Annotated in this window: 18 protein-coding genes; 10 read left to right on the top strand and 8 right to left on the bottom strand. The window is 61.2% G+C overall.

The annotated features are described in order from the left end of the window. Positions 1–330: 330 nt before the first annotated feature. The 3 genes from QRN36_RS02175 to QRN36_RS02165 all read right to left on the bottom strand — a co-directional run bounded on the left by QRN36_RS02175 (position 331) and on the right by QRN36_RS02165 (position 1795). Positions 331–975 carry a glutathione binding-like protein gene (locus QRN36_RS02175; RefSeq protein ID WP_285422631.1) on the bottom strand — a complete coding sequence of 215 codons (645 nt, stop codon included), beginning with the start codon at positions 973–975 and terminating at the stop codon, positions 331–333. Between the two features lie 123 nt (positions 976–1098). Further along, the gene (locus tag QRN36_RS02170; RefSeq protein ID WP_062387914.1) at positions 1099–1305 is read right to left on the bottom strand and encodes an SEC-C metal-binding domain-containing protein; all 207 of its coding nucleotides are present in this window, start codon (positions 1303–1305) and stop codon (positions 1099–1101) included. 4 nt (positions 1306–1309) lie between these two features. Beyond that, positions 1310–1795, bottom strand: coding sequence for an LEA type 2 family protein (locus QRN36_RS02165; RefSeq protein ID WP_285422630.1), 486 nt, complete (start codon positions 1793–1795; stop codon positions 1310–1312). 110 nt (positions 1796–1905) lie between these two features. On the opposite strand from QRN36_RS02165, the gene QRN36_RS02160 reads away from it, so the two are divergent. Then, on the top strand, positions 1906–2481 hold the full coding sequence (locus tag QRN36_RS02160) for a hypothetical protein (protein WP_285422629.1): 576 nt from the start codon (positions 1906–1908) through the stop codon (positions 2479–2481). Between the two features lie 12 nt (positions 2482–2493). On the opposite strand, the gene QRN36_RS02155 is transcribed toward QRN36_RS02160, so the two are convergent. Together QRN36_RS02155 and QRN36_RS02150 are read right to left on the bottom strand one after the other, a co-directional pair. After that, positions 2494–2967, bottom strand: coding sequence for a YchJ family protein (locus QRN36_RS02155; protein WP_285422628.1), 474 nt, complete (start codon positions 2965–2967; stop codon positions 2494–2496). 10 nt (positions 2968–2977) lie between these two features. Next, the gene (locus QRN36_RS02150) at positions 2978–3475 is read right to left on the bottom strand and encodes a DUF6231 family protein (protein WP_285422627.1); all 498 of its coding nucleotides are present in this window, start codon (positions 3473–3475) and stop codon (positions 2978–2980) included. A 280-nt stretch (positions 3476–3755) separates the two neighbouring features. Here QRN36_RS02150 and QRN36_RS02145 point away from each other — a divergent pair, with 280 nt between their 5' ends. Next, positions 3756–4457: an OmpA family protein gene (locus QRN36_RS02145; RefSeq protein WP_285422626.1), complete on the top strand. Its 702-nt coding sequence runs from the start codon at positions 3756–3758 to the stop codon at positions 4455–4457. Here QRN36_RS02145 and QRN36_RS02140 read toward each other — a convergent pair. Then, complete coding sequence (locus QRN36_RS02140; RefSeq protein WP_285422625.1) at positions 4447–4638, bottom strand: hypothetical protein; 192 nt, start codon at positions 4636–4638, stop codon at positions 4447–4449. The genes QRN36_RS02145 and QRN36_RS02140 overlap by 11 nt on opposite strands. Between QRN36_RS02140 and QRN36_RS02135 the strand changes: the two genes are divergently transcribed. Together QRN36_RS02135 and QRN36_RS02130 are read left to right on the top strand one after the other, a co-directional pair. Further along, a complete protein-coding gene (locus tag QRN36_RS02135) occupies positions 4637–4912 on the top strand; it encodes a DUF1145 domain-containing protein (RefSeq protein ID WP_285422624.1) in 276 nt (91 codons plus the stop codon). The two genes, QRN36_RS02140 and QRN36_RS02135, sit on opposite strands and share 2 nt — an antisense overlap. After that, positions 4905–5678, top strand: coding sequence for a collagen-like protein (locus QRN36_RS02130; RefSeq protein ID WP_285422623.1), 774 nt, complete (start codon positions 4905–4907; stop codon positions 5676–5678). Before QRN36_RS02135 ends, QRN36_RS02130 begins: the two co-directional genes overlap by 8 nt. Positions 5679–5807: 129 nt before the next feature. On the opposite strand, the gene QRN36_RS02125 is transcribed toward QRN36_RS02130, so the two are convergent. Next, complete coding sequence (locus QRN36_RS02125; RefSeq protein WP_285422622.1) at positions 5808–6272, bottom strand: CopD family protein; 465 nt, start codon at positions 6270–6272, stop codon at positions 5808–5810. Between the two features lie 129 nt (positions 6273–6401). Here QRN36_RS02125 and dinG point away from each other — a divergent pair, with 129 nt between their 5' ends. The 6 genes from dinG to QRN36_RS02095 all read left to right on the top strand — a co-directional run bounded on the left by dinG (position 6402) and on the right by QRN36_RS02095 (position 14876). Then, entirely contained in the window at positions 6402–8546 is a 2145-nt protein-coding gene (dinG, locus tag QRN36_RS02120; RefSeq protein ID WP_285422653.1) for an ATP-dependent DNA helicase DinG, read from the top strand. 103 nt (positions 8547–8649) lie between these two features. After that, positions 8650–10995, top strand: coding sequence for a beta-galactosidase (locus tag QRN36_RS02115; RefSeq protein ID WP_285422621.1), 2346 nt, complete (start codon positions 8650–8652; stop codon positions 10993–10995). Positions 10996–11153: 158 nt separating this feature from the next. Next, complete coding sequence (locus QRN36_RS02110) at positions 11154–12302, top strand: serine hydrolase domain-containing protein (RefSeq protein WP_285422620.1); 1149 nt, start codon at positions 11154–11156, stop codon at positions 12300–12302. A gap of 151 nt (positions 12303–12453) precedes the next feature. After that, positions 12454–13536, top strand: a complete 1083-nt coding sequence (locus tag QRN36_RS02105) for an OmpA family protein (RefSeq protein WP_285422619.1) — start codon at positions 12454–12456, stop codon at positions 13534–13536. Between the two features lie 48 nt (positions 13537–13584). Further along, positions 13585–14232 carry a pyridoxamine 5'-phosphate oxidase gene (pdxH, locus tag QRN36_RS02100; RefSeq protein ID WP_285422618.1) on the top strand — a complete coding sequence of 216 codons (648 nt, stop codon included), beginning with the start codon at positions 13585–13587 and terminating at the stop codon, positions 14230–14232. 179 nt (positions 14233–14411) lie between these two features. Next, positions 14412–14876, top strand: coding sequence for a glycine zipper 2TM domain-containing protein (locus QRN36_RS02095; RefSeq protein WP_093461110.1), 465 nt, complete (start codon positions 14412–14414; stop codon positions 14874–14876). A gap of 101 nt (positions 14877–14977) precedes the next feature. On the opposite strand, the gene nhaA is transcribed toward QRN36_RS02095, so the two are convergent. After that, positions 14978–16171: a Na+/H+ antiporter NhaA gene (gene nhaA / locus QRN36_RS02090; protein WP_285422617.1), complete on the bottom strand. Its 1194-nt coding sequence runs from the start codon at positions 16169–16171 to the stop codon at positions 14978–14980. Positions 16172–16238 lie beyond the last annotated feature (67 nt).

Here is a 16238-nt window from a genome sequence, read left to right as displayed (position 1 = left end):
GTTTATTTCAGGATTTTTCAACGCTGTCGTCCAAGCCTCATACCCATGAGGAATGAGCCAACTGTCATTGAAGCCTCTTTTCGATCAGTGGCGTGACACCCGACGCCTTCCCGGCTAAAGCCGGTCCTACGGAAAACATGCGTCATCTGTAGGACTGGCTAAAGCCGGTCCTACGGAAAACATGCGTCGTCTGTAGGACTGGCTAAAGCCGGTCCTACGGAAAACATGCGTCGTCTGTAGGACCGGCTTCAGCCGGGAAGAGGCCAGTGCATGCCGTGGTTGCAAATCAGCCTTCGCGAGCACGCTTATGCCTGCGAGGATCATCGCGGCTCAGGGCTTCGGCGGATTGACCTTGTCTACCAGCGCATAGGCGCGCTTCACCGCATCGCGGCTGGCAACCGATTCGAACCAGCGTTTGAGGTTCGGGAAGTCGTCCAGGTTCTGCTCCTGATAAGTGTGCGGCACGATCCACGGATAAATCGCCATGTCGGCAATGCTGTATTGCTCGCCAGCCACGTAGGCACGATCGGCCAGGCGCTTGTCCAGCACGCCATACAGACGCGCGGTTTCATCGACGTAACGCTTGATCGCGTACGGAATCTTTTCCTTGGCAAACCGATTGAAATGGTGATTCTGCCCGGCCATCGGACCCAGGCCGCCCATCTGCCAGAACAGCCACTGCAGCGTCTGCTCGCGTCCACGCAGGTCGGTGGCAATGAACTGGCCGGTTTTTTCCGCGAGATACAGCAGGATCGCGCCGGACTCGAACACGCTCAGCGGCTCGCCGCCGTCGGCCGGTGCATGGTCGACGATGGCCGGAATGCGGTTGTTGGGTGAGATCTTCAAAAAATCGGGCTCGAACTGCTCGTTCGCGCCGATGTTCACCGGGAAAATCCGGTAAGGCAGGCCCGCTTCTTCCAGAAAGATGGAAACCTTGTGGCCGTTGGGGGTGGTCCAGTAGTGCAGGTCGATCATGGAACGCTCCAAATGAGTCATCGCGACTGCCGTTTCAGGCTGACGCTGTTTTACGCTCTCGGAGGGTTGTCGCACAAACGAAAACGGCCTGATCGCTCAGGCCGTTGAATGAAGCGCAGGCAATCAGGCGCCGTGGCACTTCTTGAATTTCTTCTCGCTGCCGCAAGGGCAAGGGTCGTTGCGACCGACGTCCTTGAGTGCATTGCGAACCGGCTCTTGAGGCTCGTGATTGCAATGCGGGCCGTGGACGTGGCCGTGGTCATGATGATGGTCGTGATGATCGTGATCGTGGTTGCAATCAGGACCGTGCACGTGGGCTTGCTGGTTCATGGGGTTACTCCGGAATCAAATCGCCGGGGATTATCTCGCCATCGCGGCCAATACGCACGCGATGTCCGAATAAAAATCCGGTCTTGAGCTTGCCTTCCAGCCGGTAATGAACAGGCTGCCTGGGTTTGCCCAGCATGCGCGTCACGTCCTTGAGGTGTTCCCAGAGATTGGTGCGGATGGGCACCGAGAAGTTCTTGTGGCTGTCGGCCTTGACGATGAACCAGTCGCTGTAATCGCCTTCGGCGATCAGGATGTCGTTGAGCATCACTTTGTAGCGCAACCCGCGCACCAGAATGCTGGAGTCGTTGGGGTTGTCGACGCGAAAGCGCAGCTTGAGGTCCTGATGAAGCAGTCGCGCCTTGACCACATCGACCTTGAGCAGCCTGACGTCGGGATCTTCGGCGCCGCCGGTGATCAAAGACGAGCAGCCCGTCAGCGTCATTGCCATGCACAGGCCGAAGATTCTGAACACGCTTGCCGGAAACACCATTGGTTCACTCCCTGTCGGGCTTGAGTCTAGCAAGCGACCGTTTCAGGGCAACTCGCTGTTCTACTGAGCCTGCGCCATACTCACGCGATGTGTCGAAGGAGTATTGACCCATGAAACGCTATGAAATTGTATTTTCCGGCCAACTGGTCCCGGGCGCGCAGCTGGATCGGGTCCAGGCGAACATGGCCAAGCTGTTCCAGGCCGATGCCCAGCGTATCGCATTGCTGTTCTCCGGTCGCCGGCTGGTGCTCAAGAATAATCTTGATCAGGCGGGCGCCGAAAAATACCGCTCGACACTGGAGCGCGCCGGCGCCCGTGTCGAGGTCGTGGAGATGCCCGAGCAGGTCGAAGTCGAAGAAGTGGAGCTCGCTCCGCCGCCCGACGAGCCGACCTGGACGCGCAAGACACCATCCCCCGCAGCGCCTGCTTCCGGCCAGCCGAAGGCTGAGCAGAAGTCGCGACTCGAGCCTCGGGATGTCTACGCCGCAGCGTTCGTCGATGTCGAGGCGCCGGACTTCACGTTGTCCGAGCCGGGGCAAGATGTGCAGGATCCGAAAGCCGAACCGGTCGCCCCCAGACTCGATCTTTCCGGCCTGAGCCTTGCGCCTGCGGGCAGCGACATGGGTGAGTCCCGGCGTGTCGAACAGGCGCGGGTGCCCGATATTTCACACCTGAAGCTGGCGTGACAGCGCCAGCCCTCAGGCCATGTACCCGGCGCAACACTTCTTGAATTTCCGCTCACTGCCACAAGGGCAGGCGTCATTACGCGTGGTCTTGAGCGAAACGGTCGGATCGATGAAATACCAGCGGCCCTGATTCTGCACGAACGCCGATTTTTCACGATGGCTGTGTTCGCCCGTTGCGTCATGCCAGCGGGCGACAAAGGTGACAAACGCGTGCTCCGGCTTGCCGCCGAGCAATTCGGCGCTTTCAACCTCAAGCCCGAGCCAGGTGCTCTGCGCGCTCCACTGACGGATCGAGTCGCGATCCAGGCCATGTTGCTGCGCCGGCAGCGTGGTTGCCAGCAGATAGTCGATCAGGCCGAGCACGTAAGCGCTGTAGCGCGAACGCATGAGCGCTTCGGCGCAGGGTGCGGGCTGACCGGCGTGATAACGGCCGCAGCAGGCGACCAGAAGGTTGCCGCTGCCACAGGGACAGATTGCACTGCTCATGATGCGAGTCTCACCACCAGTACTTGCCAAACATTTCCGGGTTGGCCCAGAACTTCGCGTTCAGCCAGTCCGGTACCTGTTTGTATTCGCGCAGGTCGTAGGTGAACAGGGTCAGCACTTGTTCATCTCTGGCGAAACGCTCACTGGCCTGCAGCGCCAGTGAATAGAAATCCGTGGTCTGCCAGCCGCAAGCTTGCAGGTCAGCCAGCACGGCGATGCGGCTGGCGTTGAGATTGCGGATGCCGCCCAGCAGCTCAAGGCCTGCGCGCTTGGAAATGTGTTCCAGACAGTCGACGACCAAGGCCAGGTCAAAGCGCCGGGCAGCAAGCTCGGCGGGCAGCGGGCCGGGCGCCGCGAGGGCCAGTTCGGTCTCCGGATGAGCCTCCTGAAAGGCCTGCAGCGCCGGGAAACTGTCTGCTCCGATCAGCAAAAGCCGCTTGGGCGCATAGCGATCGAGCAGGGCGGCGAGGGCCTGTTGGGGCGTGCGGGTGGAAAAACTGTCGGTCATCAGAATCCCTCAATGTAGCCCGCAAGGTTAGCGCGCCGAACCTTAATGGCCTAGTGCTTGAACTTTTTCATTCGTCGCCCTGACAAAGCGTACGAGTGAAGGCAAAAGGCTATTCAAATAAAGGGACAGATTTTCTTCGATTTTCCGGAAGGCCCAACGCAACCCAGTATTCGCCCCATGTTTATTGCCACGCGCGGCCTCCGTGAAGTTGAAGAATGGCTAAGTGCCGTCTTTACTCCACCCCAGTCGGTTTTAGCCGATACCAAAGGAGAAGAACTGTATGAGCATGATTCGGACAGCGTTACCTCTGATTTTGGTTACCAGTGTATTGACGGGCTGTGCCGGCTTGCAAAAGACCGACTGGCCTCTGTGTGCGGCAGGCGGCGTGCTGAGCGGTGCCGCCATCGGTGCATTTCAGTCCGCCTCCGTGGCAGCGGGCCTGGGCGGCGCGGTCGGTGTGATGGCCGGCGCCTATTGCTGGGTTCACGGCGATGGCGATGATGATGGCGACGGTGTATTGAACAGCGTCGACAAGTGCCCTGATACCCCTAAAGGCACGCCTGTCGATGCAACCGGTTGCCCGATCGTGACGCCAGCGCCAGAACCTGTCGCAGCGCCGGTCGTCCTGCCTAAAGAAGAAATCATCACCATTCGCGATGTGCACTTCGAGTTCAATAAGGCAACGCTGACCCCAGGCGACAAACAGCAACTGGATATGGTTGCGACCAAGCTGAAAACCGAAGCGACGAACGTGCAACTGCACGTCAGCGGCCACACCGACAGCGTAGGCAGCGATGCTTACAACCAGAAACTGTCGGAAAAACGCGCGCAATCGGTGACTGATTATCTGGTCAGCGCAGGCATTGCTCGCAGTGCGTTCGTCTCGGTGGAAGGCGATGGTGAAGCGCGTCCAGTGGCCGACAACAAAACGGCCGATGGCCGTGCGTTGAACCGCCGTGTGGAAATCAAGATCAATCGCTGATCGATGCGTGATCCGGAAAACCCTGCTTCGGCAGGGTTTTTTTATGGCCGCCAGGCGGGACGACGCACGCCTGATCGCGCAGATTTTTGAAATCATCTTCTGGCATAGTCGTTGCTCTGGCCTTACTGTGCGCGAAACGTTTTCGCCGCACGGAAATAAAAAAACAGCAGGGGCGTTTCATGAAGTTGTTCTGGGGGTTGGGAAAAATCCTGACATTGGGGTTCTGGCTGGTCGTACTGGTCAACGCGGTCGTTGTCCTGCCAAACCCTTTTGACGTGTTGATCAAACTGGCGGGCGGCTTTTTATTGCTGACTCACCTTCTGGAAGTGCTCCTTTTCAATGGCAGCTTGCGCGGGCGACCTCATCCGTGGCGCGACCGTCTGCAGATCGTTTCCTTCGGCATCTTTCACCTGCAATCACTCGGTCGCCGTCAGGCGGAGGTTCACCATGCGTAACGCGTTGTTGATGACAGCGGGCCTGCTGTCGGCCCTGAGCAGTTCCTGGGTGATGGCGCAGGCCATCTCGGTGGAGCCGCACTCGCTGATGCGTCTGCCCAGCAACGCCAGCGTGCTGCAACTGGATCGGCTGGAGGTCGCCGATTACGGCACGCTGCTGATCCCCGCCGGCCTGACCGAGGTGAAGGTCGATCAACTGATCATGGGGCATGAGTCACGCATCGCCATCGTGCCGAGTCCACAGCCGTTCAGCCTGCAGGTCAAGCGGGGCGAGCTGGGCAGCGGCGCGCAGATCACGGCGCGCGGCGCGCCGGGCACGTTCGAGAAAGCACCGCTACCAGGTCGCAACCTCACCGTCCGGGTCGAGCAGTTGACGGCCGATCTGCTGTCGATCGACGCTCGCGGCGGTGCCGGATCGCCTGGCTTCGTGGGCCTTGATGGCGGCAACGGCCAGAATCCGGGCTGTACCTGGGGATCAGCCAGTCGCGGTTTCGACGGCGACAACGGCGGAAACGGCCGTGAGGGCGCAGCCGGTGCGCTGGTGCGCCTGGAACTGCCTGCGGCCTTCCCGGATGACCACGTGCAAGTCAATGTTCAGGGCGGAGCCGGTGGCGCGGGCGGTGAAGGCGGTCGCGGCGGCAAAGGTGGCGCCTCCAAGGGCTGCATCGTCTACCGAGCCGATGGCGCGAAGTCGGGCAAGAACGGGGAAAAGGGTCAGTCAGGTGCTCAAGGGGCGGACGGCTCGGTGAGTGTGCGCAAGCTGTAAGCGCGTCACGCGGTCCGACGCTGGGACATTCGGCGCGGGAAACGAGGGTGCTCGTGAACAGGCCGCTGCGAGTCAGCAGCGGCTCTTGAACACGCGCGAGCGCCCTCACGCTGGCGGTCTTGCGTCGGGCTAGAACCCGGGACGTGCCGCCGCAATGGCGATGACGGCGATCCCAACCAGCAGATTGATCCCCAACAGGCGCCGGATCTTGCCCAGCGCCGCGGCGCCATCCGGCCACTGTTCGGCAGCCACGGCCTTTCGCAGCTCCGGCAGGTTGAGGGTCGAGATCCGCAGAAACAGCGCCACCATCACCACGTACAGCCCGATCATTACCTGCACGTAGCGGGGCGCGGTCTGCAGGCCGCTGAAATTGATGTTGATCATGCCGATGCCGGTGACCGGCAGCAGGATCACGGCCCCCCAAACCCAGATAAAGAAGCGCGGAAATACCTGCACCCACAACTTCAGACGCGCCGGGCCCTCGAGGGCGGCGATGACCGCTGGTCGAAGAATCATCCAGGCGAAAAACATTCCTCCTACCCACAGAACAGCCGCCAGCACATGCATGGCGTAGACAAAGGCTACAAGTGACATCAAGAACTCCGATCTGCGCAGAAAGCATTAGCGCGGTATGATAGCCGCCCTCCAGGAACTGGAAATATATCCAGCAGTTTTTTTGTGTTCTTATTCAGCACCCGTGACGCCGAGCCAACGACCCAGCCAATGATCAGCACCGAACTCAAGTCCCAGATTCAGGGCGCCTATTCGCGTTTTCTCGAAGCCAAGAGCCTCAAACCCCGTTACGGCCAGCGTTTGATGATCGCCGAAGTGGCCAAGGTCCTGGGCGACGTGGACACCGACGAGGAAGGCCGGCGTTCGGGCGATCCGGCTGTGGTGGCGGTCGAGGCGGGGACGGGTACGGGGAAAACGGTCGCCTACGCCATCGCCGCGATTCCCACGGCCAAGGCTGCGGGCAAGCGCCTGGTCATCGCCACCGCAACGGTCGCGCTGCAGGAACAGATCGTTCACAAGGACCTTCCTGACCTGATGCGCAACAGCGGCTTGAGTTTCACCTTCGCATTGGCGAAGGGGCGCGGCCGTTACATGTGCCTTTCCAAGCTCGACATGCTCTTGCAAGAGGGCAATGCGCAAAGCGCCACCGCTCAGTTGTTCGAAGAGGAAGGCTTCAAGATCGAGGTGGATGAAGCGAGCCAGAAGCTCTTCACGACCATGATTGAAAAACTGGCGGGCAACAAGTGGGACGGCGACCGCGACAGCTGGCCCCAGGAACTGGCCGATCAGGACTGGGCTCGCCTGACCACCGATCACAGCCAGTGCACCAATCGTCATTGCCCGAATTTCCAGCAATGCGCTTTCTACAAGGCGCGTGAAGGCATGGGCAAAGTCGATGTCATCGTCACCAACCATGACATGGTGCTGGCTGACCTGGCGCTGGGCGGTGGCGCTGTCCTGCCGGATCCTCGCGACACGCTCTACGTGTTCGACGAAGGGCATCATTTGCCGGACAAGGCCATCGGCCATTTCGCTCACTTCAGCCGTCTGCGTTCCACGGCCGACTGGCTGGAACAGACCGCGAAGAACCTCACCAAACTGCTGGCTCAGCACCCGCTGCCCGGTGATCTGGGCAAGCTGATCGAGCAAGTCCCGGAACTGGCGCGCGAGATCAAGACTCACCAGCAATTCATGTTCACGGCCTGCGAACAACTGGCCGACTTCAAGGCCGGCGAAGACATGGAAGGCCGCGAACGTCCGCGTCATCGCTTCGTCGGCGGCGTGGTGCCTGAGCACATGCGCGAGATGGGCATCGAACTGAAAAAGGGTTTCGCGCGGCTGGACGACCTGTTTACGCGCCTGACCGACCTGCTCAAAGAGGGCATGGACGGCGAATCCAACATCGGTATCGCCAGCCATCAGGCCGAAGAGTGGTATCCGCTCTTCGGCAGCCTGCTGGCCCGGGCCCATGGCAACTGGGAATTGTGGACGGCGTTCACCGCCGAGGACCCTGAGAACAGCCCGCCGATGGCGCGCTGGCTGACGCTGGCCGAGAGCGGCTCGCTGTTCGACATCGAAGTCAACGCCAGCCCGATCCTTGCCGCCGAAATGTTGCGTCGCAACCTGTGGAACGTGGCATACGGCGCCCTGGTGACGTCGGCAACGCTGACGGCGCTCGGCAAGTTCGATCGGTTCCGCATGCGCGCCGGTCTGCCCAAGGACGCGGTCACCGCCGTGGTGCCAAGCCCGTTCCACCATGCCGATGCAGGCGTGCTGCGGGTGCCCGATCTCAAGGCCGATCCGCGCAACGCTGCCGAACACACTGCGGCGATCATTCGTGAACTGCCCGATCTCGTGGAGGGCTCGAAAGGCACGCTGGTGCTGTTCTCCTCACGCAAGCAGATGCAGGAAGTGTTCGACGGGCTCGAGCGGGACTGGCGCAAGCGGGTGTTCATTCAGGGCAACCTCTCCAAGCAGGAAACGCTGAACAAGCACAAGGCTCGGGTCGACGGCGGCGATGAAAGCGTGCTTTTCGGCCTTGCCAGCTTTGCTGAAGGCGTCGACCTGCCGGGCGATTATTGCGAGCACGTGGTGATTGCCAAAATCCCGTTCGCCGTGCCCGACGATCCTGTCGAAGCGGCACTGGCTGAGTGGATCGAAGCGCGCGGCGGCAACCCGTTCATGGAAATCGCCGTGCCCGACGCGTCCTTGCGCCTTATCCAGGCGTGCGGCCGTCTTCTGCGCACCGAAAAAGACCGTGGCATCATCACGCTGCTGGATCGCCGTGTGGTCACTCAGCGTTACGGCAAGGCCATTCTCAACGCGCTTCCACCGTTTCGCCGCGAAATATCCTGACGCCTCTCGGGATGAAACGCAGCGGGTCAGGTCTTAACCCGGTCTGCCCGGGCGACTGCACAGCTGCCGCGCGGGCTTCCGAGATTCAGGAGTTCTTGATCGCATGATTCGCCGTTCGCTGTCTGCCGCCCTCGTGACACTGTGCGCAGGATCCGCCCACGCGGCCCCCGATGTGCAGCAGACGCTGTTCAATTTCGTACGCCCTGCCGACGTGGTGCAGGTCACCACGCAGGACGCCAGCCTGCCGCAATCCAATGGTGAGCAGACCGCCGAGGGTGAAGTGCTGCGGCGGGTGACCTTCAATCCGGTCGCAAGACCCACCTTGCGCCTGGCGCCCCAGACCGGCGAGTGGGACTGGAGTGGCGACAGCGCAATGACCTTGCGGCTGCAAAGCGCGATGGATTGGGCGCTGACCTTGTACGTTCAAATCCAGAGCAGTGACGGAAAAGTGCTCAGCAGCCGCGTTGACCTTCCGGCAGGCCCCGCACAAACCCTGGTTCTGCCGCTCAAGGCCAGCTCGCCGCTCAGTCAGGGCATGCGCGCAGGCCCGCCGATGCCGTGGACCTACGAAGGGCGGCGTGTGTTGTTGGCCAATACCGAAGGCGATCTGGACAGCGCGCACGTGGCGTCGGTGACCGTGTCGATGTCCCGGCCCGAAGTCGCCCAGAGCGTGTTGATCGAGAAATTCGGCGTGCAAGAGGGCGATGCGCTGCAACGCGCGGTTTACGGCAATCTGGTCGACGGTTACGGGCAGTACGCTCGTGGCAAATGGCCGGAAAAGATCACCAGTGATGATCAGATGAAGGCGCTGGCGGCCAAGGAGCAACAGCAACTCAAGGGCTGGTTGAAAGAGCGTCCTGCCCATGACCGGTACGGCGGCCTGCTCAAAGGGCCGTCGTTCGAAGCCAAAGGTTTCTTCCGCACCGAAAAGCGCGATGATCGCTGGTACTTGGTCACGCCGGAAGGCCATCCGTTTTACTCACTCGGCGTCAATGCCATTGCCGCCGATGACAGCCAGACCTACATCGAGGGGCGCGAGGGGATGTTCGCCGAGCTGCCGACCAGCAATGATCCTCTTGCGGCGTTCTACGGCAAGGGCGACGACCATCGTGATACCGGCGCCAGCAAGGATCGTCAGTTTGACCGGGGGCGCTGGTTCGATTTCTATGGCGCCAACCTGCAGCGCACCTATGGCCCGGCCAAGTGCGTCGAAGTTGTCTCGCCTGCAGCGCCTGAGCAGGACGACGCCGACAACGAGGAATCGTCCGCCGAGGCATCAAGCGATTCGAACACGTCGGCTCCAGCGGCGCAGACACCTGCCGTGGTGCCGCCCGCCGCCGAGTGCAAACCGGTCATTCTGGACAGCAAACGCTGGGTCGAGCACTCCCTGCAACGCTTGCAGGCGTGGGGATTCAACACCATCGGCAACTGGAGCGAGCCGGCGCTGGAAGGCAACGAAAAGGCCACCAAAGGCCGTGTGCCTTATACATTGCCGCTGTCGATCGTGGGCGATTACGTCAGCATCAGCACCGGCCACGATTGGTGGGGCGGCATGCCCGATCCGTTCGATCCGCGCTTTGCCATGGCCACCGAACGGGCGGTTTCCATCGCTGCCCGCGATCATCGCGACGATCCTTATCTGATTGGCTATTTCGCCGACAACGAACTGGCCTGGGCCGCGCCGGGCGACGATCCGAAAGATCGCTACGCACTGGCTTACGGAACGCTGAAACTGACCACGGATGTGCCGGCCAAGCGCGCGTTCCTCAAGCAATTGCGCGACAAATATCGCAACCAGCAAGGGTTGTCCAAAGCCTGGGGAATCGACCTGCCTGCCTGGGAGCTGATGGAGGACCCGGGTTTCGAGCCGCCACTGCCGAGCGCCGATCATCCTGAGATCGAAAACGACTTCCGTTATTTTCAGCGCGTCTTTGCCGAAACCTACTTCAAGACCATCTCCGATGCGCTGAAGTGGCATGCTCCCAACCATATGCTGCTCGGCGGGCGCTATGGCGTCACGACGCCCGAAGCCATCGAGGCCTGTGCGAAGTATTGCGACGTGCTGAGTTTCAACCTGTACACGCTCAAGCCTCAGGACGGCGTGGACTTTGCCAGATTGCGTGTGCTGGACAAGCCGGTGCTGGTCAGCGAGTTTCATTTCGGCTCTCGTGATCGCGGGCCGTTCTGGGGCGGCGCGATCGAGGTGCCGCGCGAGGAGGACCGTGGCCCGGCGTACGCCAACTTCCTCAAAGCCGCGCTGGCAGAACCCTCCATCGTGGGCGTGCACTGGTTTCAGTACCTCGATCAGCCCGTCACCGGGCGCCTGCTCGATGGCGAAAACGGCCATCTGGGTCTGGTCGGCATTACCGATGTGCCGTATCAAGGTTTCATCGACGCCGTGCGCAAGGCCAATGGACAGGTCGGCGACGTCATGGGCAAGACCCGATAACGGTTTTGATCCGCCGGGTTTCGTCGACAGATCCATTGTCCGGCGAACGCCCCTCGAAGCGTCACGCTGCATCTGACGCCGTGTTGCGGTTCCCAAATCCGCTGATCGCTGGAACAATGCACGGCATTTTGTGAAGCCCCTGATCGGAGAGCGAAACCGTGCAGATTCAAGGTCATTTCGAGCTTCAATTCGAGGCCGTCCGCGAGGCATTCGCGGCGCTGTTCGACGATCAGCAAGAGCGCGGCGCGGCGCTGTGCGTGCAGATCGGCGGAAACACCGTGCTCGACTTGTGGGCAGGCACCGCCGACAAGGACGGCGCCGAAATCTGGCACAGCGACACCATCGCCAACCTGTTTTCCTGCACCAAAACCTTCACTGCTGTCACTGCATTGCAGTTGGTGGGAGAGGGCAAGTTGGATCTCGACGAGCCTGTCTCGCGGCTATGGCCGGAATTTGGTGCTGCTGGCAAGCAGGCCATCACGCTGCGTCAACTGCTGTGTCATCAGGCCGGGTTGCCGGCGATTCGCGAGATGCTTCCGGCCGAGGCGCTCTATGACTGGGACGCAATGACCCGCGCGCTGGCTGCCGAAGAGCCTTGGTGGACACCGGGGCAGGGCCATGGATACGCCGCAATCACCTATGGCTGGCTGGTGGGGGAAATGATCCGCCGCGCCGATGGCCGAGGGCCGGGAGACGCCATCGCGGCGCGGATCTCGAAGCCGCTGGGCCTGGATTTCCATGTCGGATTGCCCGACGCGGAATTTCATCGCGTTGCTCACATCGCCCGCGGCAAGGGCAATATGGGGGATGAAGCAGCACAGCGATTGGTGCAGACCACCATGCGCGAACCGGCTTCGATGACCGCGCGAGCGTTCACCAATCCTCCTTCGATCATGACCAGCACCAACAAACCGGAGTGGCGCCGCATGCAGCAGCCCGCGGCGAACGGTCATGGCAACGCCCGCAGCCTGGCGGGCTTCTACAGCGCACTGCTCGACGGCAGCCTGCTGGAAGCGGAGCTGCTCAACGAGCTGACGCGCGAGCACAGCGCCGGCCAGGACAAGACCCTGCTGACCCAGACGCGCTTCGGCCTGGGCTGCATGCTGGATCAGCCGTCAGTACCTAACGCCACGTTCGGACTGGGCGGCAAATCCTTCGGACATCCCGGGGCAGGAGGCTCGGTCGGCTTCGCCGATCCGGAGCGCGATGTCGCGTTCGGATTCGTCACCAACACATTGGGGCCTTATGTGTTGATGGATCCTCGCGCTCAGCGACTGGTGCGTGTCCTTGGTGAGTGTTTGCAATAACTATCGCTGATAAGTGCTTGTTATACCGACTGTCAGTTAAACCGCCCATATCGGAACCGTAGGGCGGTTTCCTTTTCCAAAACGGCGTTTATGCGTGTTATATGGGCGCTGCTTCGTTCATTTTCTGATCAATTATTTGTGTGGGTCACCCATGTCTGCCAATAAATCTCTCGCATTCGCGCTGTGCATCGCCGTCACCGGCTGTGCGCAAACTCCTCAGGATCAATCGGCGAGCAATGGCCACTGGTGGTCGTTCGGTTCGGGCAAGGGCACCGATGCCGCGCCAGTCAAACCGGCCGCCAGCCCGGTCGCCGCCGAGGTTGCCAAGACGGAAGCTGAAAGCGGCACGCACTGGTACTGGCCATTCGGCTCTGACCATGGCACCACTGAGAAGAAGCCCGAGGTGGCCGCGACTCAACCCGCTGAAAAGCCCGCAGTGGCGAAGGCCGATGATGGCAGCAAGTGGTGGTGGCCGTTCGGCAGCAGCGAAGCGAAAAAAGACGCAGCGCCTGCCATTCCCAAAGTCGATCCGAAGGTCACTCAGGCCTGGCTGGACCAGTACGAGCCACGCGTGCGTGACGCGATCAAGGACAGCAAATTCGAACTCGAGCGCCGCGAAGACGTTCTGGTCGTGACCGCGCCCGTGGACAGCACCTTCAACCCGGACCGGCCCGAGATGCTGCTTCCCGTCAATCTAGGCCCAATCACCCGCATGGCCAAGGTCGTCGAGGGCGATCAGAAAACCGCCATTCTGGTGCTCGGTCACAGCGACGTCGCCAGCGACAGCAACCTGAAAATCAGCCAGCAACGCGCACAATCGGTTGCCGCCATTTTCCGTCTCAGCGGGCTGGAGCGTAATCGCCTGAACCTGCGTGGCATGGGTGCCGTGATGCCGCGAGCGGCAAGCGACAGTGCAACCGGTCGTGCGCTCAATCGTCGAGTGGAGATCATCATGACGCCGCAGGACACCATGGTTGCGCTGATGGCCAAATACAACCTGCCTCCGGCGCCGACCTTGGTCGCTGTGCAGAACGCCAAGCCTGCGTCTGCCCCGGCACCTGCGCCAGCGGCACCGGCCAAGGCTGCAACTCCGGCGAAAAAAGCTGCCGCCGCCAAGGCGCCCGCTGCTAAAAAAGCAGCCGTGAAGAAAGCCGCGCCAACCAAGGCCAAAGCCGCTCCAGCCAAGGCTGCGGCCAAGAAACCCGCTGCGGATGCCCAAGCCAGCAACAACTGAGGTTAATATCGGCGTCCCGCTCATGGATTTCGATTAAGGAAGGCAGTGATGAGCCAGAGTCTGGCCGATATGCGTCGTAACTATGCCCGCGAGGGTTTGACCGAAGCCCAGGCGCCGGATGAGCCGTTCGCACTGTTTCGCCAGTGGTTCGACGAAGCGGTGAAGACCGAGCAGCCGCCGGTTGAAGCCAACGCCATGACGCTGGCGACCGTCGATGCCGACGGTCGCCCTCACTGCCGCGTCTTGCTGCTCAAAGGGCTCGATGCGCAAGGTTTCACCTTCTTCAGCAATTACCTCAGTGCCAAAGGGCAGCAAATCGCTGCGCAGCCTTTTGCGGCCATGACGTTCTTCTGGCCGACCCTCGAGCGCCAGGTGCGGATCGAAGGGCGTGTCGCCAAGGTCACTCACCAAGAGTCCGACGCTTATTTTCAGGTCCGCCCGCTGGGCAGCCGGCTTGGTGCCTGGGCGTCTCCACAGAGCCAGGTCATTGCCAGCCGCGAGGCGCTTGAAGGTCTGCTCAGAGCCACCGAAGAGCGCTTCAGCGACACTCAGCCCACCTGTCCGGATCATTGGGGCGGCTACCGACTGGTCCCGGATCGCATCGAATTCTGGCAGGGACGCCCCAGCCGTCTGCATGACCGCCTGAACTACCGCCTGATCAATGATCGCTGGCAGCGTGAACGTCTGGCCCCCTGACGCTCCGGCGGCAAATCACACGAATCTTTGAATCTATCCAGCACGCCGTCGTCCATAAAAGTAGACGCCGGCGGCTTGCTGTATCGCGCCTGAATAAACGTAAATTATCGGTACAGGACCGTGACATCGGTTGGCGTCGCGGAGTCTAATGGCTACCTGTTCCTTCGGAGATAAAGTTTATGCGTAAGTCTGTTCTGTTGGTCGCTTCGTTCACCGCCATGGCGCTGACGCTGGGCGGCTGCACATCGAGCCTGACTGGCGACTCGTACTCGCGCGATGAAGCTCGCCAAGTGCAGACCGTGCGCCTGGGTACCATCGAATCGTTGCGTCCTGTGAAGATTGAAGGCACCAAGACTCCGATCGGCGCAGGCGCCGGTGCAATCGTCGGCGGCGTTGGCGGTAGCGCAATCGGTGGCGGTCGCGGCAGCATCGTGACAGCAGTGATCGGTGCGGTGGCCGGTGGTTTGTTGGGTTCTGCGGCTGAAGGCGGTCTGACCCGTGCCCAAGGTGTGGAAATCACCGTGCGCGAAGATGACGGCACCATGCGTGCCTACGTTCAGGAAGTACAGGAAAACGAGATTTTCCGTGTTGGCGAACGTGTGCGCATCATGACCGTAAATGGCACGAGTCGCGTGACTCACTAAGCGACGCTTGAAACGCCGAGCAAGGTTCTCGCAATACTTGCTTACAAAAAAACGCCCCGGTCAATCCGGGGCGTTTTTGTTTGCCATGTTCACTCTTCAGGTCACGGTGCAGGCGCTGAAGCGACTGCCTTGCGACTGGCGATTGCGGTGATGCCGTAGCCAATCAGCGCCGCGAGTATCGAACCCGTCAGAATCCCCATCCGGTCCATTCCGGCGAAGATACTTTGCCCTGGCACGAACGCCAGTGAGCCCACGAACAGGCTCATCGTGAAGCCGATTCCGCACAGTATCGACACGCCCAGCACCTGGCCCCAGTTGGCACCCGTTGGCAACGCCGCCATGCCGGTCCTGATCGCCAGCCAGGTCAGGCCGAACACGCCGAGGGTCTTGCCCAGCAGCAGGCCCAGAGCGATGCCCATCGGCACGTGATGGGTGAAGCTTTCAAGGGACATACCGCTCAGCGACACGCCCGCATTGGCGAACGCGAACAGCGGCAGGATGGCGAACGCCACCCACGGATGGAGCCCGTGTTCGATTTGCTGCAGAGGGGAGGGTGCGTCGCGCTGTGTTCTCAGCGGGATGCAGAAGGCCAGGACCACGCCCGCCAAGGTGGCGTGTACGCCGCTTTTGAGGACGCACACCCACAACACCAGCCCGACCAGCAGATACGGCGCAGGCCTGCTGACGCCCAGACGATTCATCACGATCAGTGCGCCGATCGACACTGCAGCCAGGCCCAGCGCGAGGCCCGATAGCTCAGCGGAATAAAACAACGCAATGACAATGATCGCGCCCAGGTCGTCGATGATGGCCAGGGTCATCAGGAACAGCTTCAGTGACACCGGTACGCGCTTGCCAAGCAGTGCCAGAACGCCGAGCGCAAACGCGATGTCGGTCGCCATCGGAATGGCCCAGCCGGACAGGGCAGCAGGGTTGTCTTTGTTCAGCGCCCAATAGATCAGGGCGGGAACCACCATGCCGCCGATGGCCGCGGCACCGGGAAGCACGATCTGGGAAGGATGGGACAAATGCCCCTGAAGCACCTCGCGTTTGACCTCCAGCCCGATCAGCAGAAAGAACAACGCCATGAGTCCATCGTTGATCCACAGGAGCAGTGGTTTGGCGATCTTCAGCGCGCCGATCTGTGCGACGACGGGGACGTCCAGCAGGCCGTTATAGAGCCATGAAAGAGGGGAGTTGTTGATGATGAGCGCGAGCGCTGCTGCTGCGATCAGCAGTAATCCGCCGGCTGCCTCCAGTTGGAAGAAACGTCTGAAAGTATTGCGAACGGGCAAGGTCACGCTCCATGGACATGCGCAAAAGGAGTGACACCCTAACCTCAGTTCTTATTTCTGAAAACAA

The sequence above is a fragment of the Pseudomonas sp. efr-133-TYG-103a genome, assembly GCF_030209235.1.
Taxonomy (GTDB): domain Bacteria; phylum Pseudomonadota; class Gammaproteobacteria; order Pseudomonadales; family Pseudomonadaceae; genus Aquipseudomonas.
This window is presented reverse-complemented; position numbering and strand designations above follow the sequence as displayed.